The 20833-nt window shown below is 70.3% G+C and carries 20 protein-coding genes and 1 pseudogene; 8 read left to right on the forward strand and 13 right to left on the reverse strand.

Annotated elements, in window-relative coordinates:
• The first annotated feature begins 37 nt into the window (after positions 1–37).
• Positions 38–523 (forward strand): SPW repeat protein, encoded by a 486-nt coding sequence (locus OG199_RS10955; protein WP_405829272.1) that lies wholly within the window; start codon positions 38–40, stop codon positions 521–523.
• Between the two features lie 155 nt (positions 524–678).
• Here the strand turns inward: OG199_RS10955 and OG199_RS10960 are convergent, their stop codons facing one another.
• Entirely contained in the window at positions 679–951 is a 273-nt protein-coding gene (locus tag OG199_RS10960; protein ID WP_356809861.1) for a DUF6343 family protein, read from the reverse strand.
• Between the two features lie 689 nt (positions 952–1640).
• Here OG199_RS10960 and OG199_RS10965 point away from each other — a divergent pair.
• Entirely contained in the window at positions 1641–2984 is a 1344-nt protein-coding gene (locus OG199_RS10965) for an ice-binding family protein (protein ID WP_405829273.1), read from the forward strand.
• Between the two features lie 212 nt (positions 2985–3196).
• Positions 3197–3841, forward strand: a complete 645-nt coding sequence (locus tag OG199_RS10970) for a dihydrofolate reductase family protein (RefSeq protein WP_405829274.1) — start codon at positions 3197–3199, stop codon at positions 3839–3841.
• Positions 3842–3974: 133 nt separating this feature from the next.
• Here OG199_RS10970 and mca read toward each other — a convergent pair whose 3' ends face one another.
• From mca to OG199_RS10985, 3 genes and pseudogenes are all read right to left on the reverse strand, one after another.
• A complete protein-coding gene (gene mca / locus OG199_RS10975) occupies positions 3975–4880 on the reverse strand; it encodes a mycothiol conjugate amidase Mca (protein ID WP_405829276.1) in 906 nt (301 codons plus the stop codon).
• Positions 4881–5128: 248 nt separating this feature from the next.
• Positions 5129–5692 (reverse strand): NADPH-dependent FMN reductase, encoded by a 564-nt coding sequence (locus OG199_RS10980; protein ID WP_401801637.1) that lies wholly within the window; start codon positions 5690–5692, stop codon positions 5129–5131.
• A gap of 120 nt (positions 5693–5812) precedes the next feature.
• Positions 5813–6331, reverse strand: a pseudogene (locus tag OG199_RS10985) (YceI family protein); the annotation flags it as partial.
• A 28-nt stretch (positions 6332–6359) separates the two neighbouring features.
• Here OG199_RS10985 and OG199_RS10990 point away from each other — a divergent pair.
• Positions 6360–6878, forward strand: coding sequence for a MarR family transcriptional regulator (locus OG199_RS10990; protein ID WP_356805418.1), 519 nt, complete (start codon positions 6360–6362; stop codon positions 6876–6878).
• 32 nt (positions 6879–6910) lie between these two features.
• Here the strand turns inward: OG199_RS10990 and OG199_RS10995 are convergent, their stop codons facing one another.
• The 3 genes from OG199_RS10995 to OG199_RS11005 form a co-directional block, all read right to left on the reverse strand.
• Positions 6911–7054 carry a hypothetical protein gene (locus OG199_RS10995; protein WP_401800917.1) on the reverse strand — a complete coding sequence of 48 codons (144 nt, stop codon included), beginning with the start codon at positions 7052–7054 and terminating at the stop codon, positions 6911–6913.
• An 83-nt stretch (positions 7055–7137) separates the two neighbouring features.
• A complete protein-coding gene (locus OG199_RS11000; protein ID WP_401800920.1) occupies positions 7138–8085 on the reverse strand; it encodes an ornithine cyclodeaminase family protein in 948 nt (315 codons plus the stop codon).
• 90 nt (positions 8086–8175) lie between these two features.
• Positions 8176–9684 carry an MFS transporter gene (locus OG199_RS11005; RefSeq protein ID WP_405829277.1) on the reverse strand — a complete coding sequence of 503 codons (1509 nt, stop codon included), beginning with the start codon at positions 9682–9684 and terminating at the stop codon, positions 8176–8178.
• A gap of 200 nt (positions 9685–9884) precedes the next feature.
• Between OG199_RS11005 and OG199_RS11010 the strand changes: the two genes are divergently transcribed.
• The 3 genes from OG199_RS11010 to OG199_RS11020 all read left to right on the forward strand — a co-directional run bounded on the left by OG199_RS11010 (position 9885) and on the right by OG199_RS11020 (position 12909).
• Positions 9885–10700: a winged helix-turn-helix transcriptional regulator gene (locus OG199_RS11010; protein WP_401800925.1), complete on the forward strand. Its 816-nt coding sequence runs from the start codon at positions 9885–9887 to the stop codon at positions 10698–10700.
• 89 nt (positions 10701–10789) lie between these two features.
• The gene (locus tag OG199_RS11015) at positions 10790–11881 is read left to right on the forward strand and encodes an alkene reductase (RefSeq protein WP_401800927.1); all 1092 of its coding nucleotides are present in this window, start codon (positions 10790–10792) and stop codon (positions 11879–11881) included.
• An 86-nt stretch (positions 11882–11967) separates the two neighbouring features.
• On the forward strand, positions 11968–12909 hold the full coding sequence (locus OG199_RS11020; protein ID WP_401800930.1) for a helix-turn-helix domain-containing protein: 942 nt from the start codon (positions 11968–11970) through the stop codon (positions 12907–12909).
• 72 nt (positions 12910–12981) lie between these two features.
• On the opposite strand, the gene OG199_RS11025 is transcribed toward OG199_RS11020, so the two are convergent.
• The 6 genes from OG199_RS11025 to OG199_RS11050 form a co-directional block, all read right to left on the reverse strand.
• Positions 12982–13893, reverse strand: coding sequence for an intradiol ring-cleavage dioxygenase (locus tag OG199_RS11025; protein WP_356805404.1), 912 nt, complete (start codon positions 13891–13893; stop codon positions 12982–12984).
• Positions 13890–14945 (reverse strand): maleylacetate reductase, encoded by a 1056-nt coding sequence (locus OG199_RS11030; protein WP_356805402.1) that lies wholly within the window; start codon positions 14943–14945, stop codon positions 13890–13892. The genes OG199_RS11025 and OG199_RS11030 overlap by 4 nt, the downstream gene beginning before the upstream one ends.
• A gap of 5 nt (positions 14946–14950) precedes the next feature.
• Positions 14951–16744: an FAD-dependent oxidoreductase gene (locus tag OG199_RS11035; RefSeq protein ID WP_401800932.1), complete on the reverse strand. Its 1794-nt coding sequence runs from the start codon at positions 16742–16744 to the stop codon at positions 14951–14953.
• A gap of 499 nt (positions 16745–17243) precedes the next feature.
• Positions 17244–17918, reverse strand: a complete 675-nt coding sequence (locus OG199_RS11040) for a 3-oxoacid CoA-transferase subunit B (protein WP_401800934.1) — start codon at positions 17916–17918, stop codon at positions 17244–17246.
• Positions 17915–18583: a 3-oxoacid CoA-transferase subunit A gene (locus OG199_RS11045; RefSeq protein WP_356805397.1), complete on the reverse strand. Its 669-nt coding sequence runs from the start codon at positions 18581–18583 to the stop codon at positions 17915–17917. The genes OG199_RS11040 and OG199_RS11045 overlap by 4 nt, the downstream gene beginning before the upstream one ends.
• A complete protein-coding gene (locus OG199_RS11050; protein ID WP_405829279.1) occupies positions 18580–19812 on the reverse strand; it encodes a thiolase family protein in 1233 nt (410 codons plus the stop codon). The genes OG199_RS11045 and OG199_RS11050 overlap by 4 nt, the downstream gene beginning before the upstream one ends.
• A gap of 55 nt (positions 19813–19867) precedes the next feature.
• On the opposite strand from OG199_RS11050, the gene OG199_RS11055 reads away from it, so the two are divergent.
• The gene (locus OG199_RS11055) at positions 19868–20755 is read left to right on the forward strand and encodes a LysR family transcriptional regulator (RefSeq protein ID WP_405829280.1); all 888 of its coding nucleotides are present in this window, start codon (positions 19868–19870) and stop codon (positions 20753–20755) included.
• Positions 20756–20833 lie beyond the last annotated feature (78 nt).

The raw sequence follows: 20833 nt of genomic DNA on the forward strand, positions 1-20833 counted from the left end.
GTAGGTAGTGGACAGACATCTCTCCTCGGAGGCCATCATGGCGTCAACCCACCGCGCACCTATCGAAGAGCACCCCGACCTGATGGGCCTGCGCGCCCGGCACGACCGCGCCGCCACCACCCCACGCGCCCAGATGATCGAGGCCCTGGCCCTCCTCGCCGGCCTGTACATCGCCGCGTCCCCTTGGATATGCGGCTTCCTCGGTGCCACCCAGCTCGCCGTCACCAACCTGATCGCCGGCATCGCCTACATGCTGCTCCTGGGAGGCCTCGGCAGTTCCTACGAGCGCACCCACTCCATGGCCTGGGCCGCCGCCGTCATCGGCATCTGGACCTGTGTGGCCCCCTGGGTCGTCGCCGGCGACGTCGCCCACACCCGGTCCATCACCAGCAACCTGATCGCCGGCGCCGTAGCCACCCTGATCGCCCTCGCCGCCGCCTTCACGCACTACCGCACCGGCCACGGCACCGACAGCCACGCCGACGACGGTCGCACCATGCCTCAAGGACGCTACGACCGCTGACGCGTCGCGCACGGCCCGGACCTCGGGGCCCCGGCAGCCGAACGATCGAACACTCCAGGTCGACGTGACCCGAGACGTCGACTGCACCTGCGTGGCGCTCTCCACGGGCGCCACGCAGGACCCGTGGGTGCGGCGCCGGCTCCGGGCCCCCTGGCTCACCCGTTGGTGCGGCGTCGGCGTACGACGACCCACAGGTCGATCGCGGCAATCGCGGTGAGCAGCCCGAAGAGCGCGGCCAGGACGGCCAGGGTGGTGGGGCCGACGGTGTCTCCGGAGTGCGCGCGAGAAGCCCAGAGGGCGAACCCGAGGGTGGCCGCGGCGAACAACGGCGTAAAGGTCAGCGCGAGAAGGAATCGCAGCTTGAGGGCGCTGCGGGCGGTCCTCGGCTCGGTGCCGCTACGCCTTCGCCGCGGGAGCGTGGCACACATATGCGTTTCCCTTCGCCTGCTTTTTGCACCGATGCCCCTCTTCCAGGGTGCATGCCCCCTTCGCGCTGTGCGATAGATGGTGCCGGAGTGCCACAGATGACACTCCCGCCCACGGTGCGAGTCGTCGCGGCGCCCGAGCTATATCGTGATTCGCATGGCTCCCGCCCGTCGGGGCCCTGGAGATCCGACGCTCCCTCCAGGGCCCCGATATTCAGGAGTACTCGCACTCAGAGGCCTCGGCAGTGACGGAACCTGCCTGCTCGGGCCCGTGAAAGGGCGCGACATCGGGTCATCCGAATACGCCCGATATGAAAAGACCTCCACCTTGCGAAAGCGCCGCATCTGACGCCGCGCGCTCGCTGCACCTTCGTTTCAATTCCCGGCCGCGAGCTGGACATTGTCCCGCAATCCCCGGTGGATCATGCACAGGATCAATTTGACGCGAATTGTTCGGCGTTCCCCTGGAGCACGATCAGGGGCATGCACTCAGGAAGAATGTCGGATGATCGGAAGTGAGAAGGTGAATTCTTCAACTGCTCATTGCGCCATCCGAAGGGTAAACACTTCCCTTACCCTCTCCATAGCTTCCGGGCTGATTTTCCTGCGTAATATGCCACACCAGCAACATGGCTTCCCGGGCGATCGGTAGGGCCCGGTACGCCACGGCCCCCACAGAAAATGGCCCCTAGATGAAGCTGAAGTTCCCCCACGCGGCTCGCGGCCGCAATTTGTCCGGCTTGCTGGCCTCGGCTCTCGCCGCGACGGTTGCCGCCACGATGGTCGCCCTGACCCCGACACAGGCGATGGCCATCGCCACCCCCGTGCCGCTGGCCACCGCGGCGAGTTTCTCCGTCCTGGCCGGTCAGGGCGTCATGAACACCGGCCCGTCGGTGCTCAGCCACGACCTCGGCACGAGCCCGAACCCGGCCATCACCGGATTCCCGCCCGGCCTGGTGCTCGGCGCGGTGCACGCCGCCGACGCCGTCGCACTGCAGGCCAAGTCCGACCTGGTGACGGCCTACAACCAGGCGGCCGGCCAGGCCACGGACTTCGCGCTGCCGGCGGCCATCACCACGGGCACCACCCTGATTCCCGGTGTCTACACCGCCACGTCCGGCGTCGGACTCACCGGCGACCTGATCCTGGACGCCGGAGGTAACCCGAACGCCGTCTGGGTCTTCCAGATCCCCGAAGCCCTCACGACGGCATCGTCCAGCCGCGTGCTGCTGACGAACGGCGCTTCGGCCTGCAACGTGTACTGGCAGATCGGGAGTTCGGCCACCCTCGGCACCAACTCCACGTTCGTGGGCACCTTGATGGCCCTCACCTCGATCAGCGTGACCACGGGGACGAACATCGAGGGCCGGGCCCTGGCCCGCAACGGCGCCGTGACCCTCGACAGCAACAGGATCTTCCTCAACAACTGCGCGACCGCCACCACCGGCGGCACGACGACCGGTACCACCACGGGCACGACGACCGGTACGACCACTGGTACCACCGTCGGCACGACAACCGGCACCACCACGGGCACGACCACCAGCGGCGGCCTGGTCACGGGTGGTCTGGTCACGGGTGGCCTGGTCAGTGGCGGCCTCCTGGGCGGACCCGTCGTCGGCGTCACGAGTGGTGACACCTCGGGCAACATCGCCGGGAACACCTCCGGGAACACCGCGGGCAACACCGCCGGGAACACCACCTCCGGGAACACGCAGGGCAACACGGCCGGGAACGGCACCGCCGGAAACACCGTCGGCGGCAACACCACCGGCGGGTCCGGACACGGCGGCAAGCCCGAAAAGCCGCACCACGACAACAAGCCGCACCGCCCGCACCACGGCCACAAGCCCCACCACGGCCACAAGCCCCACCACGGCGAGAAGCCCCACCACGGCGAGAAGCCCCAGCACGGACACGAGATGGATCACGGCAAGCCCTCCTACGGCGAGCAGCCCGAGGAGAACTACGGCTACGCCGACGTCCCCCACGGCCGCGAGGCCGCCCTCGACTACGCCAAGGGCTACGAGGGCTAGACACCACCCCGCAGTGACTCCGCTCGGCGGATGACGGCGCGCGGCGGAATCCTCACCGATCCCGCCGCGCGCCGCCGTGAGTGGCCGGCGGGAGGGCGGGGACCTTGTGAGAAAGGTTGAGGGCCGCTGTCGATCCGGCCGCGTCCCGTTCGACGTCATGATGTGCGGCACTTCGCCACACGGTGACGGGACGGGACCGGACGAGGAAACACATGGATCAACTGCTGAGAGTCATGAACTTCAACGTCTCGAGCGACGGAGTCGCTGCCGGTGAGCACCAGAGTCTCGAGAGACCGTTCGGCTACGACCGTCCCGAGAGGCTGTTCGCCTGGGCCGGAGCCACGGCGAGCTGGCCCATGCGCACGGATCCAGGGGGGAGCCGGGGCCTCGACGACTATTTCACCCGGGACTTCGCACACAACATCGGTGCCGAGATCATGGGGCGCAACAAGTTCGGGCCGCAGCGCGGGCCCTGGCAGGACCATGAGTGGCGCGGCTGGTGGGGGGAGGAGCCCCCGTTCCGCACGCCGGTTTTCGTCATGACCCACCACAGCCGTCCGTCGTTCACGCTCTCCGACACGACGTTCCACTTCGTCGACGACGACCCGGCCACCGTCCTCGGATCGGCGCGTGAAGCGGCACAGGGCAAGGACGTCCGGCTCGGCGGCGGGGTCACCACCATCCGGCAGTTCCTTGATGCCGACCTCGTCGACACCATGCACGTGGCGGTCTCGCCGGTGAAGCTCGGGCCCGGGCTCCGGCTCTGGGAGTCCCCCGACGAGCTGCTCGACCGGTTCCACCTGGAGGTCGTGCCCAGCCCGAGCGGCGTGACGCACCACCTGTTCTGGCGAAGGTGACACGTGGGCCCGTCGAGTTCGGGCCGCGGCGGGCGGCGTGCGTCGGGGTCGCTCCGGCGCAGGCCGCGGGGCGGGGCCCGGATCCCGGGTCCACGTCGGACGGTTGCGGTGGTCGGAGTCGGCCAGGGCGGGGTCAGACGGTGATGCCGGCGGTGACGTCGGCGGTGACGTCGGCGGTGATGCCGGCGAACAGGTCGACCTCGGGGAGCGAGGTGGGGACCAGCGAGCGGGCCAGCTCGTACTCCTCCGTCGGCCAGATCTCGCGCTGGGCGTCGAGCGGCACCCGGAACCACGGGCCGTCCGGGTCGATCTGGGTGGCGTGGGCGCGCAGCGCCCGGTCGCGCACCTCGAACCAGTCGGCGCACTCCACCCGGGTGGTGAACTCGCGATCCGTGCGGCCCTCCTGGTCCCAGTCGGCGATCCACTCCGTGTAGGGGGACTCGTGGCCGTGCTCCACCAGGTAGGCATCGAGGGCGCGGATCCGGGCCATCGAGAGGCCGTGGTTGTAGTACACCTTCAGCGGCTGCCAGGGCGCGCCGGACTCCGGCTGGGCGCCGGGGTTTCCGGCCGCGTCGAAGGCGGCCATCGTGATCATGTGGGTCATGATGTGGTCGGGGTGCGGGTATCCGCCGTTCTCGTCGTACGTGGTGATCACGTGCGGCCGGAACTCCCGGATCAGCCGGACCAGCGGTTCGGCCGCCTTCTCCACCGGCACCAGCGCGAAGCAGCCCTCGGGCAACGGAGGCAGCGGATCGCCCTCCGGCAGACCGGAGTCGACAAAGCCCAGCCAGGCCTGCTTGATGCCGAGGATCTCCCGCGCGGCGTCCATCTCCTTGCGCCGCACCTCCTGGATGTCGGCCTCGATCTCCGGGTCGCCCTGGAGCCGCGGGTTGAGAACGGAACCGCGTTCTCCCCCGGTACAGGTGACCACCAGCACATCCACGCCCTGGGCGAGGTACCTCGCCATGCTGGCGGCACCCTTGCTGGACTCGTCGTCCGGGTGGGCATGGACCGCCATCAGCCGCAACTGCTCTGTCAACGCATGTTCCTTCCGCACCCGCCCCGTTGTGGGGCGGGAGTTGGAGACGGCCCCAAGGGCAGCACGATTGGGTGGGGTGCCTCTCCACTCGGGAGGAACCCCACCCGGCCGGGGGTGCGCGGCCCCGGAACCCGGCCGCAGCCCGTTCCGGGACTCACCTCAGGTGGAGGGACTTCCCGACGCCCGACGCGTCGCCGGTCGCTCTTCTTGCGAGGGGCGGCGTGTCAGACTCCATGTCAGGCCCGGTGTCAGACCCGGACCGTCTTGAGGGCGCGGGCCCAGGACTCCAGCTGGTCGAACAGGGCGGTCGCGGAAGCGTCGTGCTGCTCGCCCGGCTTGAAGACGGAGAAGTTCTCGAAGTCGGTGAACAGCGAGAAGGACAGCTGCTGACGCACATGGGCCAGCTGCAGTTCGCTGGCCACGGCCCGCAGGTGCTCGATGGCCCGTGCGCCGCCGAGAGAACCGTAGGAGACGAAGGCGGCGGCCTTGTTGTTCCACTCGCCGTACAGGTAGTCGATCGCGTTCTTGAGCACGCCGGAGGTGGAGTGGTTGTACTCGGGGGTCACGAAGATGTACCCGTCGAACTCGGCGATCTTCGCCGCCCAGGTCTTCGTGTGCTCACCCTGGTACTGACCCATGGCGGGCGGCATCGCCTCGTCCAGGTGGGGCAGCGGGTAGTCGGCGAGGTCGACCAGCTCGTACTCGACACCGGCGCGGGCACCGGACCGGTCCACCACCCAGTCCGCGACGGCCTTCCCGTTGCGGCCGGGCCGGGTGCTGCCGAGGATGACGGCGATCTTCAGGTCACTCATGGGGTCTTCTCCTTGATGGGCCGGCCGGTCCGAGGCCGGGCCGGCGGTTGCGCGGCGGGCGCGGATCGTGGCGCTGAGCCACAGGTACCGGCCTGCCATGCCTTTCATGGCGGTGATGTGGTGCGCGTATCGGTCCACTGTCGCCGTGGCCGTCAACTCGAGTTCCTCGTCGAGCATCTGGGCGCGCGTCACGGTGAACACGACCGGCGCCCGGACGCCGCGGGCCGTGAGGAGGCCGTCCAGCCGCCACGTGCCGTTGGCGTCGCGACGGGCGCCAGTGGAGGTGAAGGTGATGTCCGGGTGGCTGTCGGTGTCCAGGAACGTCCGCGACAGCACCTTCCGGTCGCGCGCCGCGCTGCCGCTGCTGAAGCTGGTCGCATCGGCGACGGCCCCCACGTGGGAGTCGGTGGCGGGCTCTGCGATGGAGACGGCCCCCGAGCGCAGCGCGAAGCTGCCGCGGACACCACCCAGGCCGAACAGGTGCCTGGCGGAGAAATCGATGCTGGAACGGGACGGGTCGATGACGTACTCGCCCTGGGGGAAACCCTCGGCAGTCACGCAGGACTCCCTTTCGCTTGAACTTTCATGTCCCACCCTAGAGCGGCACGCATGAAGATTCAAGTGTGAGCCTCGACGCATGAACGTTCACGCCGGATAGACTCGGGACATGCCTGAACAGCCTCCGCACCCGAACGATCAGCACCGCTGGCTGACCCCCGTGGAGCTGGAGACATGGCGGACCTTCAGCCTGATGCTGCACAGGCTGCCCACTGCCCTGGAGACGCAGCTGCAGCAGGACGCGGGCCTGCGTTACGTCGAGTACTACGTGCTCGCCGGGCTGTCCGACCAGCCGGGACACCGCATGCGCATGAGCGACCTGGCCGTCCTCGCCAACTCCGAACTGTCCCGGCTCTCGCACCTGATCAGCAGGCTGGAACGCCGGGGTTTCGTCCGCCGCGAGCCCGACCCCACCAACGGCCGCTACACGCACGCGATCCTGACCGAAGCCGGCCACGCCCATCTCGTCGAGGCCGCCCCTGGACACGTGGCCCGGGTCCGCGACCTCGTCTTCGACGTTCTCGACCCCGCCGTGCTGGACAGTCTGCGCACCGCCGCCGAGAAGATCAGCGAGCGGATCGACCGCCGGGAGCAGCAGGACTGCCCCGGCAGTGCCGTCGCCCCGTAGCTTTCCCACACCGGATGACGGGTCCCGGTGCGTCAGCGGGCGATCGCCGGCACCGGCACCTCGTCCTCGCCGTCGGCGCTGCCCGCGCGGTCGGCGTCGACCAGGGTCACGACGATCAGCGCGGCGCGCACCGGCATGCCGACGGCGAACCGGACGGCGGTGGCGCGGCCGTCCACCGTGCCCTGGACATGGCGGGCGTGAACGTCGTGCCCGTGCCGTCCGCGGCCCCTCCCGCGTACCGCGTGTGATCGCGTGGGCGTCAGGAGAGCAGGTCGATCTTCTGTCCGATGTCCTGCCGTTCTGCCTGCCGGTAGGCGATCCAGGCCACCGCGAGGTCTTGCCAGGGAAGTCCGACCGGTGCGTAGACGGAGCGGGCGGTCGCGCCGGTACGTCCGGGATGGTCACCGCGCAGAATCTCGCCGAGTGTGGTCTCGGCGGCCGAGGCCGGAAGGCCGGCGGCCGCAAGGGCGCCCATGGCCGCGGCGAGTTCCCGGTCGTCGACGACGAGGAGTGCGGATTCCAGCAGGTCGGCGGAGAGTTCCTGTTTGCCGGGTTCGTCGGCTCCCAGGCTCGTGACGTGCTGCCCCGGCCGCGTGTCCGCGAGCCGGAGCAACGGTGAGCGTGACCAGGTGGCGAGCAGGACGATGTCGGCTGCGGCGGCGACCTCCGTGGCGGACGTCAGGAGGCGGCCGCCGTGGCGTGAGGCGAAGGCGTCGGCGCGGTCCGGATCCAGGTCGTGGACCACGAGCTCGCGACGGCGTCGCAGGGTACTCAGGCCCCGCACCATGAGCTCGGCCTGCGCGCCCGCGCCGATCACTCCGAGCACCGGGCCTTCCGCGGGCGCGGGGCCGGCCAGCAGGTGGGTTCCCAGGGCCGCGGCCAGTCCTGTACGCCATGCGGTGACGGTGGCGGAGTCCATCAGTGCGAGCAGTTCACCGTCGTGGCCGCTGTGAAGGCAGATCACTCCGCGCAGGGCCGGTCGGGCTCCCGGGAACTTGGCGTTGACCTTCACGGTGTACGCCTCGATGCCAGGCAGCACACCAGGGATCAGGGCCGTGGCCGTTCCGGGAAACGGAAGGTCGGTGCGTATCCGCCTGCCGGCCACCGGGGAGTCGACGGCGGCGCGGAAGCCGTCGCGCAGCGCGGCGAGGCAAGGCGCCGGCTCCAGCACGGTCCGCAGGTCGCTCCGGGTCAGCAGACGGGTCACTCGTTCACGACCTTTCCAGGTAGCGGCCGGACGGCCGACGGCGGCCGGGACGCTTCGACGCCCACGTCGCGGCCTCGCGGGCCCTCGTCATCAACGCCGCCGCTCCCACCGAAGAGCCTCGGGCGTGGCGCCGTACCGACGCCTTCCGAGCACGGCGACGGCGATCGCGCAGACGACGAGAACGACGGCGACGGCCACCATGGCGTGGCTGAGTCCGGTGCTGAACGCCGCCTTCGTGTCACCTGCCGCATGGTGTCCGGCCGCGACCAGGGTGCCCAGCGCGGCGACGCCGAGGGTGCTGCCGATCTGCCGGAACGCGTTATGGGTCGCGGACGCGGCACCACTGTGACGCGCGGCCGCACTGGAGACCGCCATGTTGCTCATCGGCGAACTCATCAGACCGGCACCGAGACCGAAGACGGCGAGGCTGCACACCACGCCGACGACCCCGCCCGCCGCCAGCAGAGCCAGCGACATGGATCCCGTCGCGGCCACGAGAAGCCCGGCGACCGTGAGTGATGTCGTGGTGAACCGGGCGGACAGCCGTCCGCTGACCGGGCCGACCGATGCCATGACGATCGTCATCGGCAGGAACGTCAGGCCCGCTTCCAGCGTCGAGAAACCCCTGTACTGCTGCAAGTAGACGCTGCAGAAGTAGAGGATTCCGAACAGTGCGAAGAAATAGGCCAGCCCGGCCGTGTTCGCGCCGACGAAACCGCGGCTGCGCCATAGTTCCAGCGGCATGAGCGGCGAGCGGCCGCGGCGGCTCGCCGCGCGCTGCGTGAGGATGAACGCGGCGGTGGCCGACGCCGCGAGGGCGAAGGCGCCGACGATGAAGGGCGAGGTCCAGCCCAGCGTCGCGGACTCGATGAGACCGAACACGAGCGATGCCAGCGCCAGCACCGACAACGCCGCCCCCGCGAAGTCGGGTCTCGGTGCCTGGACGGGCCGGCCGTAGCGGGCGCGGGAGATGACGCGGAAGCCGAGTACGAGAGTGACCGCGCCGAGGACAGCGCTCACCATGAAGCCGCCCCGCCAGCTGCCCACGTCGATGACCACGCCGCCGACCACGGGACCCGCGGCGAGCCCGAGGCTGGCCATACCGGCCCAGATCCCGACCGCGCGCGCCCGGCGCGTCCGGTCCGTGTACTCGGTCACCAGGATCGACAGGGTCTGGGGCGTCATCACCGCCACGCCGATGGCCTGGACGGTACGAGCGGCGAGCAGTACACCGAGGGTCGGCGCTGCGGCGCAGGCTGCCGAGCCGACGGTGAACACCGCGACCCCGCTCAGGAAGGTCATCCGCTTGCCGATCAGCTCACCGAGCGCGCCGCCGGCCAGGAGCAGCGCGGCGTTGCAGAGCGTGAAGAGGGCGGCAACCCACTGCAGACCGGTCTCGGAGACGTGAAGTGCCCCGCGCATGGTGGGCAGCATCACGTTGACCACTGTCGCGTTGAACATCGACAGCAGCAGGCCGAGACACATGGCGGTCAGCAGAGCCGCCGAGCCGGCCGCCCGGTGTCCGTCGTCCGGTGGCCCCTGGACCTCCCCCGACAGACGGCCTCCGGGCAGCGGACCATCACCTATGAGCTCTGTCATCGTTCGCGCCTCCAGTCCAGGCAGCCCCCGAACATCCCAATGGTTTTATTTTGCAACCACTATAGAGGTACCATACACACAAATCTGCTGCGCGAAGGCCCATGCGCAGCCACACGCAGGGTCATACGCAAGGCCACACGCAGCCATACTCGAGTCGAGTGGTTTAATAATGAAACCAATGGTCGGGAAGGAGGACGCAGGTGCGCAAGACAGATCTCAGCGGGGCTTCCTGCCCCATCGCTCGTTCACTGAGTGACATCGGCGACTGGTGGTCGCTGCTCATCGTCCGGGACGCCCTGTCCGGCATGACCCGGTTCAGCGAGTTCCAGCGCAGCCTCGGCTGCGCCAGGAATATCCTCAGCGCCCGCCTCGCCAAGCTCGTCGAACGCGACGTCCTCGCCGTCGCTCCGGCATCCGACGGCAGCGCCTACACCGAATACCGGCTGACCGAGAAGGGGAAGACACTGCGGGTACCGCTCGTCGCGCTGCGCCAGTGGGGCGAGGAGCACCTGTTCGACGCGGCCGAGGAACGCCTCAGCCTCGTCGACAAGCGCGACGGCCTGCCCGTGGCCCGCCTCGAACTGCGCGCCCACGACGGCCGCGTCCTGAGCCCCGAGGACGTCGAAACCCGCAACCGCGGCGACAGGCACGTACGGGACTTCCCCGACGAGACCGACGACGCCACACCACGTGAGCGGTTGCTGGGAGTCTTCGAAGCACAGCGCGTCTCCTGCGAGGCTCCCGAGTCCCCGGGCGACGTCTCGGCGGACACCGCCGACGAGTTCCGCGACCCGACGCACCCCGAGGCACGGCAGGCACGCTTCCACCGGGACCAGCTGTACGGCTACGTGTGCCGCCAGGCCGAACGCGCCGGGGCGCGTGAGCCGGAGGCGCTCGCGGAGCAGCTCGTCATGCTGTACGCCGGCGCGGCCGACCACGTCCTGCGCACCCGGCGCTACCCGGACTCCGTCGGCAAGGCGGTCGACGTCCTGCTGACCACGCACGGCATCGACTGAAACGGACCCGCCTGCCCGGCGCCGGGACACCGCCCACATCCGCAAGAACACCCGATCACAGCCGGTCGTTGCCGGCAGGAGGGACACCCATGCCCCGTCTGACCCATCAGCTCGCCCTGCCCGCCTTCACCACCCGCAACCGCGTGTTCATGGCGCCCCTGACGCGCATGCGCGCCGCCCAGCCCGGCGACGTCCCCACCGACCTCATGCGCGAGTACTACACCCAGCGCGCCGGCGCGGGTTTGATCGTCACCGAGGGCACCCAGATCAGCCCCGAGGGCAAGGGCTACCACGCCACCCCGGGCATCTACTCCGATGACCAGGTCGCCGGGTGGCGCCGTATCACCGACGCCGTCCACGAGGCGGGAGGCAGGATCGTCCTCCAGCTGTGGCACGTCGGACGCATCACCCACCCCGCCGTCCACGACGGTGAGCCGGGCGTCTCGGCCAGCGCCCTGCCGTTCGAGGGCACCACCAGGATCCAGGGCCCCGACGGGGGCCTCGTGTCCGTCCAGCCGCCCACCCCGCGCGCCCTGGCCGCCGACGAACTGCCCCGCGTCCTCGACGACTACCGCCGGGCGACCCTCAACGCCCGTGCCGCGGGCTTCGACATGGTCGAGATCCACGGCGCCAACGGTTACCTTCTCCAGCAGTTCATGTCCACCAGCAGCAACCGCCGCGAGGACCGGTACGGCGGCAGCGTCGACAACCGCGCCCGTTTCCCCCTGGAGGTCGTCGACGCCGTGGTGGACGCCTGGGATCCGGCCCACGTCGGCATGCGCGTCTCTCCGCTGATCAAGGTCGGTGGCCTCGACGACAGCGACGGCCTGGAGATGGGCCTGCACATCGCCGGTGAACTCGACCGGCGCGAGCTGGGCTACCTCCACCTGTGCGAGCCCGACTGGGCCGGCGGCCCGGAACTCGACGACGACTTCCGCATCAAACTCCGCGAGGCGTTCGCCGGCGTCATCATCGCCGCCGGCAACTACACCCCCGACAAGAGCGCCCGCGTCCTGCGCGCGGGCTGGGCCGACGCCATCGCTTTCGGACGCCTCTTCATCGCCAACCCCGACCTGCCGCGCCGCCTCGCCGACGGTTCCCCGCTCAACGCGCTGCGGCCCGAGGTCATCTCCGGCGGCGACGCCACCGGATACACCGACTACCCCTCCCTGACCGCCTGAGCCGGACGGCGCGCCGTCGCCCAGCGCGGTGGAACAGTGTTCCGGCGGCCCTGAGCTTCGGCGCGGAACGCCGTTACCCTGGTGGGATGACAAGCGGGATGGGAACCGGCCCTGTTCTGTTCAGCACGGTCGGCCTCCCGGAGGGCCAGCGAGTCGCCCTGTGGGAGGCGCACAACGCGGCAGCCCTCATAGGCGTGCACTGTCGCTCCTTGCGTGAGGACGCGCTGGAGGCGACGGAGATCAACCTCCAGCTGCCCCACGTCCACCTGGCCCGTGTCGCGGGCAGTCCCCATGTCGTGGAACGGACCCGCTCGGTGGTCCGGAACCTGCCGTCGGAGGCGATCGCGTGCTACTTCGCGCTCACCGGGGACGCCTTCTTCTACCACGATGACGGGGTGCGGGTGCTGCACCCGGGACAGCTGATCGTCTGCGACGCGGACCGGCCCTTCATCCGGGGCTTCTCGCAGGGGCTGGAAGAGCTGGCGGTGAAGGTACCCCGGTCGGTCTGGCGGGATCTCGGCGGGCCGCGGCTCGCCCAGCCCATGGTCTTCGACGTCGACGAGGGCGCCGCGCAGGCCAGGGTGCTGGCCCGGATGGTCGACCGGGCGGTGCTGCCGAAATCGTCCGAGGCCGTGGAGGAGGACATCGTGCTGGAGTTGCTCGGCAGCGTGGTGTCGGGCCGCCCGCCGACCACGGCGGCCGTTCACCTCGCGACGGCCCGGGCCTACATCGATGAGCACCTGACGGAGCCGGGGCTGTCCGCGGCGCACGTCGCCCGGGGCATCGGGGTCAGCGAGCGGCATCTGTCACGTGTGTTCGCCCACGGCGGGGAAAGCCTGCCGCAGTACCTCCTCGGTCGCCGTCTCGACCGCGCCCGCTCGATGCTCGCCGCGGGATGGACCGGGAGCGTCGCCGAGGCGGGAGCGGCCTGTGGGTTCGGGTCGGCCTCCTATTTCTCGCACCGGTTCAAGGAGCGACACGGCGTGGGGGCCGCTGATGTCCTGCGTGGTGGACGCGTCGGGGGATGAACGTGGACCGGGCCGCCGGCATGGGGTGCCGGCGGCCGGGTCGGAGCCGCCACCCGGGTCCGTCCGGAACGGTCAGGTGCCGTCGGGGGCGAGCACGATGTCGAACCGCACACGGGACCAGACCCGGTCCGCCAGGTCACGTCCGTCGGGTGTCGGGCTGCCCGGTCCCTGCGTCTGGAAGTCCTTGACGAGGGACTCCTTCACACCGAAGACGGCGTCGCTGTCGAGGAGTTCGTCACCGCGGACGAAGATGTGGGTGACCAGGGTGCGCAGAGCGGGTGCGCTGACCATGAAGTGGAGGTGCGAGGCACGCATGGGTGACCGGCCGGTCGCTGCCAGGAGTTGCCCGACCGGGCCGTCGTGGGGGATGGCGTACGGGGTGGGGGTCAGCCCCCAGAAGCGGTAGCGACCGTCCTTGTCGGTGAACAGGTGGGCTCGCGCGGCGGTGCGGTCGTCGTCGTACTGGGTGTCGTAGAAGCCGTCCTCGTCGGCCTCCCACACCTCGACGCGTGCCCCGGGGACCGGTGTGCCCGCGGTGTCGGTCACGGTGCCCTCGACCCAGCACGGTTCACCACCGGCGCCGAAGGCCATGTCGCCCCCCGGCTCGATCTCGGGGCTGTCCTCGACGAAGAACGGTCCGAAGACGGTGGCTTCGGTGGCCTCGCCGTACGCCTCGTTGTTGACGGCGACGGTCTGCATCGAGACACCGAGGACGTCCGACAGGAGGATGAACTCCTGGCGCCGGTCGTCGGTGATGTGGCCGGTGCGGGTGAGGAAGTCGATGCCCAGGTCCCATTCCCTCTCGGTGAGCCGGACGTCCCGGACGAACGCGTGCAGGTGCCGGACGAGGGACTCCAGCACCTTCCGCAGCCGTGGATCGGTGCAGTCGGCGAAGGACTCCAGGACTCGACGTGTGACCTCAGCTTCGATGCCCTGCTGCTTGTCGTCGGGTACGTCTTCGGTGGTGTCGGGGGTGTGGGTCATCGCGGTTCGGCTCCTTCCCAGGCCGTCCGGAGCAGGTCGGTGATCGCCTGCGGGGTGACCGGGCTCGGGTTGCCGGCCGGGGCGGCGGCGACCACGGCCTCGGCCGCCGCGGCGATGCCGCCGGACGGCATACCGAGGTCGCGCAGCGAGCGCGGCGCGTCGAGCTGGTCGCGCAGCCGGGCGAGACCCTCCCGGGCGGTGGGTGTGCCGAAGGCCGCCGCGAGACGTGTCTCGGCTTCGGGGGCCGCGGCCCCGTTGAAGGCGAGGACGTACGGGAGGACGACGGCGTGGGTGGCGGCGTGCGGGAGGTTGAACATGCCTCCCAGGACGTGGCAGATCTTGTGGTGGAGCCCTGATCCGGCGGACGCGAAGGCCAGGGCCGACAGGTAGGCGCCGTAGAGCGCCTGCTCACGGCCGGGCAGTGCGTCGGGTTCCTTGACGACCATGGGCAGTCCGGTGCGGAGCGCCCGGACCCCCTCGGCGGCGAGGGCCTGGTTGACGGGGTCGGTGCGGGGGGCCCACAGGGAGTCGACGCAGTGCGCCACGGCGTTCAGGCCGGAGGCGGCGCTCAGCTCGGCGGGCAGGCTCAGCGTCAGCGAGGCGTCGTAGACGATCGCGCGCGGCAGGACCCTGGGGTCGGTGCCGGTGGTCTTGGCGGAGCCCTCGGTCAGTCCCCAGACGGGGGTGGCCTCGGAACCGGCGTAGGTGGTGGGAACGGCGACGATCGGCAGGCCGGTGGTGAGCGCGACCGCTTTGGCCAGGCCGGTGGTCGAGCCTCCGCCGATGCTGACCAGGACGTCGGCGTCGTGCGCGGCGGCCGCCTCGCGGGCTCGTCCGGCGACCTCGACGGGGACGTGCATCACGACGTCGTCGTGCCGGTGGACGACGGGCAGACCGCCCGTGACGCGCTCGGCGATCTCGCGCTCACCGGCGCCGGCGATCACCATCACGCGTCGGGCGCCGAGGGAGGCGATCTCGTCCATGAGGCTCTCGGCCGCTTCGCCGGAGGCGAAGCGCACCCTCTGCGGCAGGGTGTCGTGGTGGAAACGCATCGTGCTCAGTCCCTTCCGAGGATCGAGAGCAGTGCCTGTCGAAGGTGGTCCTCGGGGTTTTCGGGCAGGGTCATGGCGCGCCACGCGATGTGCTTGTCCGGACGCACCAGCAGCACTCCGCTCTCCTCGACCTCGCGCAACTTCGCCCAGTCGTAGTACAGGTCGGTGACTTCACGGCCCGGACCGATGACGACGGTCTCGAGCGGGACGCCGAGTTCCTGGGCGATCTTCTCGCCGGCCTGTGCCCACGCCTCGCCGGCGATGCCGGTGAGCAGCGTCCACCGGGTGTAGGGGGCGAGGTCCATCAGCGCGAGGCGGCGGCTGCTGTCGCCGACCCAGGCGTGCGGCAGGTGAGAGCCGGGAACCGTGGACATCTCGTAGTAGAGGTCGGTGTCCCGGGCGGGGGCGGGGCGAGTGGACCCGTCGGACAGGACCGCCGAGGAGGCGTAGAACTGGCCCAGTTCGACGCCGTGCGCGTTGAACTCGTAGTTCTTCAGGTCCATGGCTCGTACGAGCGCGGCCCGTTTGGCGGCGCCCGCGGGGGTGTTGTCCTTGCGTTCCTCGATCGCGGCGGCCATCTCCGCCTCGGTCCGCGCGTCGAGGACGCCGAGGGACCGGAAGATGTCCACGAACTCCCGGCTGGACCGGTTGGCCCGCTTCACGATGCGTTCCGCGACGGGGGCGCGCTCTTCGGTGTAGGTGTCCAGCAGTGCCGGAGCGGCGTGGCCTCTGAGCACGGCGGCCAGCTTCCAGGCGAGGTTGTAGGCGTCCTGGACCGAGGTGTTGGAGCCCAGGCCGTTGCTCGGCGGGTGCCGGTGCACGGCGTCGCCGGCGCAGAACACCCGGCCGAGGTGCAGACGGCTCGCGTACATCTCGTTGTTGCCCCAGAGGCTGGTGCCCGTGATCTCGACGTCCAGGTCCGGCATGCCGAGGAGATTCCGTACGATCTGGATCGCCGCCTGCTCGTCCACGACGGGGGGCTCGTCGGCGATGTCGTAGCCCCACACGATCAGCCACTCGTTCCAGGGGCGGATCATGCGGACCAGGCCCGCGCCGATGCCGCCCACGTTCGAGCCCGGCTGTACGACCCAGTACAGGACGGAGGGCCGGTGGGAGACGTACCGGGAGATGTCCGCCTTGAAGGTGATGTTCATCGACCCGGCGATGTCCATCGCGCCCTCGAACGGCAGGCCGATGTCGGCGGCCACCTTCGAGCGGGCGCCGTCGGCGCCGATCAGGTACTTGGCGCGAATGCTGTACCGCGCGCCGGTCAGACGGTCGAGAACCTCGACGGTGACGCCGTCGGCGTCCTGGGTGTGGGAGAGGTACTCGGTGGAGAACCGTGTGTGGGCACCGCGCTGCGTCGCGTTCCGTACCAGGATCGGTTCCAGGTAGGTCTGGGGGATGTCCACGGTCAGGCAGGGGGACGCGAGCCGGTAGTCGGCCTCACGGTCGGGGCGGGTCCCCCAGGTGTGGATGCGGCCGATCTCCTCTCCGGTGATGCTCGTGCAGAACACGGTGTCCCCGACCAGGCCGTGCTCGGTGGCGTCCGCGAGGACCTGGGCCTCGATGCCGAGGTCGCGGAAGACCTCCATGGCGCGCTGGTTGGTGATGTGCGCCCGGGGCGTGTTCGCGGTCCACCGGTACTTGGTGATCATGATGGTGTCGACGCCGAGTGTCGACAGCAGCAGTGCGGCGGAGGCGCCCGCCGGCCCGGAGCCTACGACGACGACCTCTGTGGTCACGATGGAGTCGGAGGGCAGTTCGGTCTCTGGGGTCCCGTCGTTGAATTCCGGCATGTTCGTGATGGCCTTTCGTGAATCCGGCGGCACTGCCGGAGACGTCAGTGTGGGACGGGGCGGGCGGGCGCGGAATGGCGTGAGGCGATGTCGGCGGGAATGCCAAGGAGTGGCGGATTCGGGAAGACCGGCGGGTCGCGGGCCGCGCCGGCTCGTGTCGGGTCCGTGGCGGTCCGCGCCGGTCCGTGTCGGTCCGTGGCGGGTCCACGTCAGTTCCGCGCGGGTCCGCGTCGGGTCTGTGGCGAGTCCGCGTCGGGTCCACATCAGTTCCGCGCGGGTCCACGCCAGGTCCGTGGCGGGTCCGCGTCGGGTCCGTGGCGAGACCGTGGCGGGTCCGCGTCGGACAGGACCCTGTCGGCCCCGGCTCCCCCGCGCACGGCCCTGTCGTGGGGGCCGGCGGAGACGGTGTGCTCCGGCTCGGATCACCGGCCGGGAAGGACCGCCGGGGCAGCCGGACCCGACCCGAAAACCCGGACGCGGTACGGATTTTGAGTGGGTGTCAGGCCGCGGTGGGCAGGAGCGGCAGTTCGAGGCGGCCCGCGAGGTCGTCGACGGTGATGCCGAAGGTCTCCCGCACCGTGACGCCCGCCGGGGTGATGTCGAAGACCGCGAGGTCGGTGTAGACGCGGTCGACGCAACCCAGCCCGGTCAGCGGGTAGGTGCAGCGGGGAACCAGCTTGGGGGCGCCGCTCTTCGTGAACAGCGTCATCATGACGAAGACCTTCTTGGCACCGATCGCCAGGTCCATGGCTCCGCCGACGGCGGGGATGGCGTCGGGTGCGCCGGTGTGCCAGTTGGCGAGGTCTCCGGCCGCGGAGACCTGGAAGGCCCCCAGGACGCAGATGTCCAGGTGACCGCCGCGCATCATGGCGAAGGAGTCCGCGTGGTGGAAGTAGGCCGCTCCGGGCGGTTCGGTCACGGGAACCTTGCCGGCGTTGGTGAGGTCGTGGTCGATCTCCTCGCCCTGGGCGGCGGGACCCATGTTGAGCATGCCGTTCTCGGTGTGGAGCACCACACCGGAGTCGGCCGGCAGGTGGTCGGCGACGAGAGTCGGCTGGCCGATGCCGAGATTGACGAACGAGCCGTGGGGGATGTCGCGGGCCACCAGGGCGGCGATCTCGGACTTGCCCAGTGGGCCGCGCTCACTGTCCGTCGTGCGTCGGATCGGGTTCATGCGGTCGCCTCCTGCACCACGCGGTCGACATAGATGCTCGGCGTCACCACGGTCTCGGGGTCGATCATGCCGGTGTCGACGATCTCGCGGACCTGGGCGACCACGGTGGTCGCGGCGGTGGCCATGACGGGCCCGAAGTTGCGGGCGGTCTTGCGGTAGACGAGGTTGCCCATGCGGTCGGCCCGGTGGGCGCCGATCAACGCGACGTCGCCCTTGATCGGGTACTCCAGGACGTAGGTACGGCCGTCGATGACGCGGGTCTCCTTGCCCTCGGCCAGCAGGGTCCCGGCTCCGGTGGGGCAGAAGAAGGCGCCGATACCCGCACCGGCCGCCCTGATCCGCTCCGCGAGGTTGCCCTGCGGCACCACTTCCAGCTCCAGCTCGCCCGCCCGGTAGAGGCCGTCGAAGACGTACGAGTCGGACTGCCGGGGGAAGGAACAGACGACTTTACGGACCCGTCCCTTCGCCAGCAGCGCGGCCAGCCCCGTGTCGCCGTTGCCGGCGTTGTTGGACACGACCGTCAGGTCCTTCGCGCCCTGGCGGATGAGCGCGTCGATCAGATCGACAGGCATTCCGGCCATCCCGAAGCCGCCGACCAGCACCGTCGAGCCGTCCTCGATCCCGGCGACGGCCTCGTCGGCGTGGGCACACACCCGCACGGTCATCGGGCGGTCTCCGTGACGTTCTCCAGGACGACGGTGAGCGCCTGGCCCACGCCGATGCAGATCGCCGCGACGCCCCATCTCCCGCCGGACTCCCTCAGCCGGTGGGCGAGCGTGCCCAGGAGCCTGCCGCCGGAAGCGCCCAGCGGGTGGCCGATGGCGATGGCCCCGCCCTTGGCGTTGACGATCGCGGGGTCGATCTTCCAGGCGTCCACGCAGGCCACCGCCTGCACCGCGAACGCCTCGTTGAGTTCGACCGCGGAGACGTCGGACCAGGTGATGCCGGCGCTCTTCAGGGCCCGGTTGGCCGCCTCCACCGGCGCGAAGCCGAACATCTGCGGATCCAGTGCGAACACTCCACGCCCTGCTATGCGGGCCAGCGGATCGACACCGATACGTGTGGCGGCGGCCCCTGACCCGAGCAGCACGGCGGAGGCGCCGTCGTTCAGAGGCGAGGAGTTGCCCGCCGTGATCACACCGTCGGGGCGGAAGGCCGGCCTGAGAGCGGCGAGCTTGTCGATCGTGGACCCGGGCCTGATGCCCTCGTCCCGGGCGAGCGTGCCGCCCTTGCCGTCGGTCGCGACCGGCGTCACCAGGTCGTCGTAGAAGCCTGCCTCCCAGGCGGCGTCGGCGAGGTTGTGGGAGCGGACGGCGAACTCGTCCTGCCGGTGCCGCGGGATGTCGAAACGGTCGGCCAGCTGCTCGTTGGCCTCGCCCAGGGAGACCGTCCACTCCTTCGGCATGCGCTCGTTGACCAGCCGCCAGCCGACCGCCGTGGACACGGCGGTCACATCGCCGACGGGATAGCCGCGCTCGGGCTTGGGCAGCACCCACGGAGCCCGGGTCATCGATTCCACCCCGCCGGTGAGCACGATGTCGGCGTCACCGGTCTCGATGGCCCGGGAGGCGATGATCGCCGCGTCCAGGGAGGAGCCGCACAGCCGGTTGACGGTCGTGGCGGGAACCGAGGTGGGCAGTCCGGCCAGGAGCACGGCCATCCTGCCGACGTTGCGGTTGTCCTCGCCGGCGCCGTTGGCGTTTCCCCAGACCACGTCGTCGATACCGCTCGGATCGAGCCCCGGCACCTTGGCCAGGACCCCGTTCACGGCGAGCGCCGCCAGGTCGTCGGGCCGTATGCCGGCGAGAGCGCCGGAGAACCGTCCGAAGGGTGTCCTTGTCGCTGCGTACACATAACTGTCGGTCACGTATTCACGGTAGGTCGCCCGCTTCATCACGTCCAAGACACAGTGCCGAGCGATTAATAAGGTGGCCTTATAAGCTGGGGCCATGGAACTGCGTCAGGCCCGCTATTTCCTCACTCTCGCGGAGGAGTGCCACTTCGGGCGCGCGGCGGCCCGTCTGCACGTCGCCCAGCCGGCCCTCTCCCAGCAGATCAAGGCGCTGGAACGCGAACTCGGCATCGCCCTCTTCCACCGCTCGACCCGGCACGTGGAGCTCACCGAGGCGGGCCGTCACCTGACCCCGTACGCCCGTACGCTGGTCACCGAGGCCGAGCGCGCACGGGTTCACATGGCGGAGCTCGCCACCGGCCACGCCGGCCGCGTCTCCGTCGGGTTCATCGGAACCGCCACCTACGACGTCCTGCCCCGCGTGGCCCGCACCGTACGGTCCCAGTTGCCTCACCTCACCCTTGACCTGCGCGGTGAAATGATCACCCCGGAGCTCGTGGACGGCCTGCTCACCGGCGTCTACGACCTCGCCGTGTCCCGTGCGGGCGCGGGCGGGGTCGAGGGTGTGCACCTCACGCCACTGCGCACCGAACCGCTGATGGCCGTGCTGCCGGCCCACCATCCGCTGGCGGCCGACGAGCGGATCGCGCTGAGCGCGCTGGCCGACGAACCCTTCGTCATCCACCCCTCGCAGCCGCGGTCCGCCATGTACGACCGCGTCCTGTCGGCCTGCGCCCGCGCGGGTTTCCAGCCCTCGTCCCTCGTCGAGGTCGGCGAGACCGCGACGCTCGTCGTCCTCGTGGCCGCGGGGCACGGCGTGGCGCTCGTGCCGCAGTCGGTGCGGAGCCTGCGGCTCGACGGCGTGACCTACGTACCGCTCGCCGAGGCGGAGACCATCGATCTCGTCCTGGCCCGCCGGGCACACCGCAACCCACCCGCGGTACAGCACGTCGCCTCGATCATCGAACAGTGCGTGCGGACCTGAGCCGCGACGAGCACGCCCCTGTGCACGCCCCTTCCCGGCGTGAGTGCTCGGCCCACGAGCCCGCCGCCTGGGGAGACG

This window comes from Streptomyces sp. NBC_01176 (assembly GCF_045039825.1).
Taxonomy (GTDB): Bacteria; Actinomycetota; Actinomycetes; order Streptomycetales; family Streptomycetaceae; genus Streptomyces.

Bases quoted from the DNA above. Each gene is read 5' to 3' on its own strand.
- OG199_RS11035 (WP_401800932.1), bottom strand. From the start codon at position 16,744: ATGCCGGAATTCAACGACGGGACCCCAGAGACCGAACTGCCCTCCGAC.
- OG199_RS11005 (WP_405829277.1), bottom strand. From the start codon at position 9,684: ATGACAGAGCTCATAGGTGATGGTCCGCTGCCCGGAGGCCGTCTGTCG.
- OG199_RS11055 (WP_405829280.1), top strand. From the start codon at position 19,868: ATGGAACTGCGTCAGGCCCGCTATTTCCTCACTCTCGCGGAGGAGTGC.
- OG199_RS10955 (WP_405829272.1), top strand. From the start codon at position 38: ATGGCGTCAACCCACCGCGCACCTATCGAAGAGCACCCCGACCTGATG.
- OG199_RS11025 (WP_356805404.1), bottom strand. From the start codon at position 13,893: ATGACCCACACCCCCGACACCACCGAAGACGTACCCGACGACAAGCAG.
- OG199_RS11050 (WP_405829279.1), bottom strand. From the start codon at position 19,812: ATGAAGCGGGCGACCTACCGTGAATACGTGACCGACAGTTATGTGTAC.
- OG199_RS10990 (WP_356805418.1), top strand. From the start codon at position 6,360: ATGCCTGAACAGCCTCCGCACCCGAACGATCAGCACCGCTGGCTGACC.
- OG199_RS11040 (WP_401800934.1), bottom strand. From the start codon at position 17,918: ATGAACCCGATCCGACGCACGACGGACAGTGAGCGCGGCCCACTGGGC.
- OG199_RS10965 (WP_405829273.1), top strand. From the start codon at position 1,641: ATGAAGCTGAAGTTCCCCCACGCGGCTCGCGGCCGCAATTTGTCCGGC.
- OG199_RS11015 (WP_401800927.1), top strand. From the start codon at position 10,790: ATGCCCCGTCTGACCCATCAGCTCGCCCTGCCCGCCTTCACCACCCGC.
- OG199_RS10980 (WP_401801637.1), bottom strand. From the start codon at position 5,692: ATGAGTGACCTGAAGATCGCCGTCATCCTCGGCAGCACCCGGCCCGGC.
- OG199_RS11020 (WP_401800930.1), top strand. From the start codon at position 11,968: ATGACAAGCGGGATGGGAACCGGCCCTGTTCTGTTCAGCACGGTCGGC.
- OG199_RS10960 (WP_356809861.1), bottom strand. From the start codon at position 951: ATGTGTGCCACGCTCCCGCGGCGAAGGCGTAGCGGCACCGAGCCGAGG.
- OG199_RS11030 (WP_356805402.1), bottom strand. From the start codon at position 14,945: ATGCGTTTCCACCACGACACCCTGCCGCAGAGGGTGCGCTTCGCCTCC.
- OG199_RS10970 (WP_405829274.1), top strand. From the start codon at position 3,197: ATGGATCAACTGCTGAGAGTCATGAACTTCAACGTCTCGAGCGACGGA.
- OG199_RS11045 (WP_356805397.1), bottom strand. From the start codon at position 18,583: ATGACCGTGCGGGTGTGTGCCCACGCCGACGAGGCCGTCGCCGGGATC.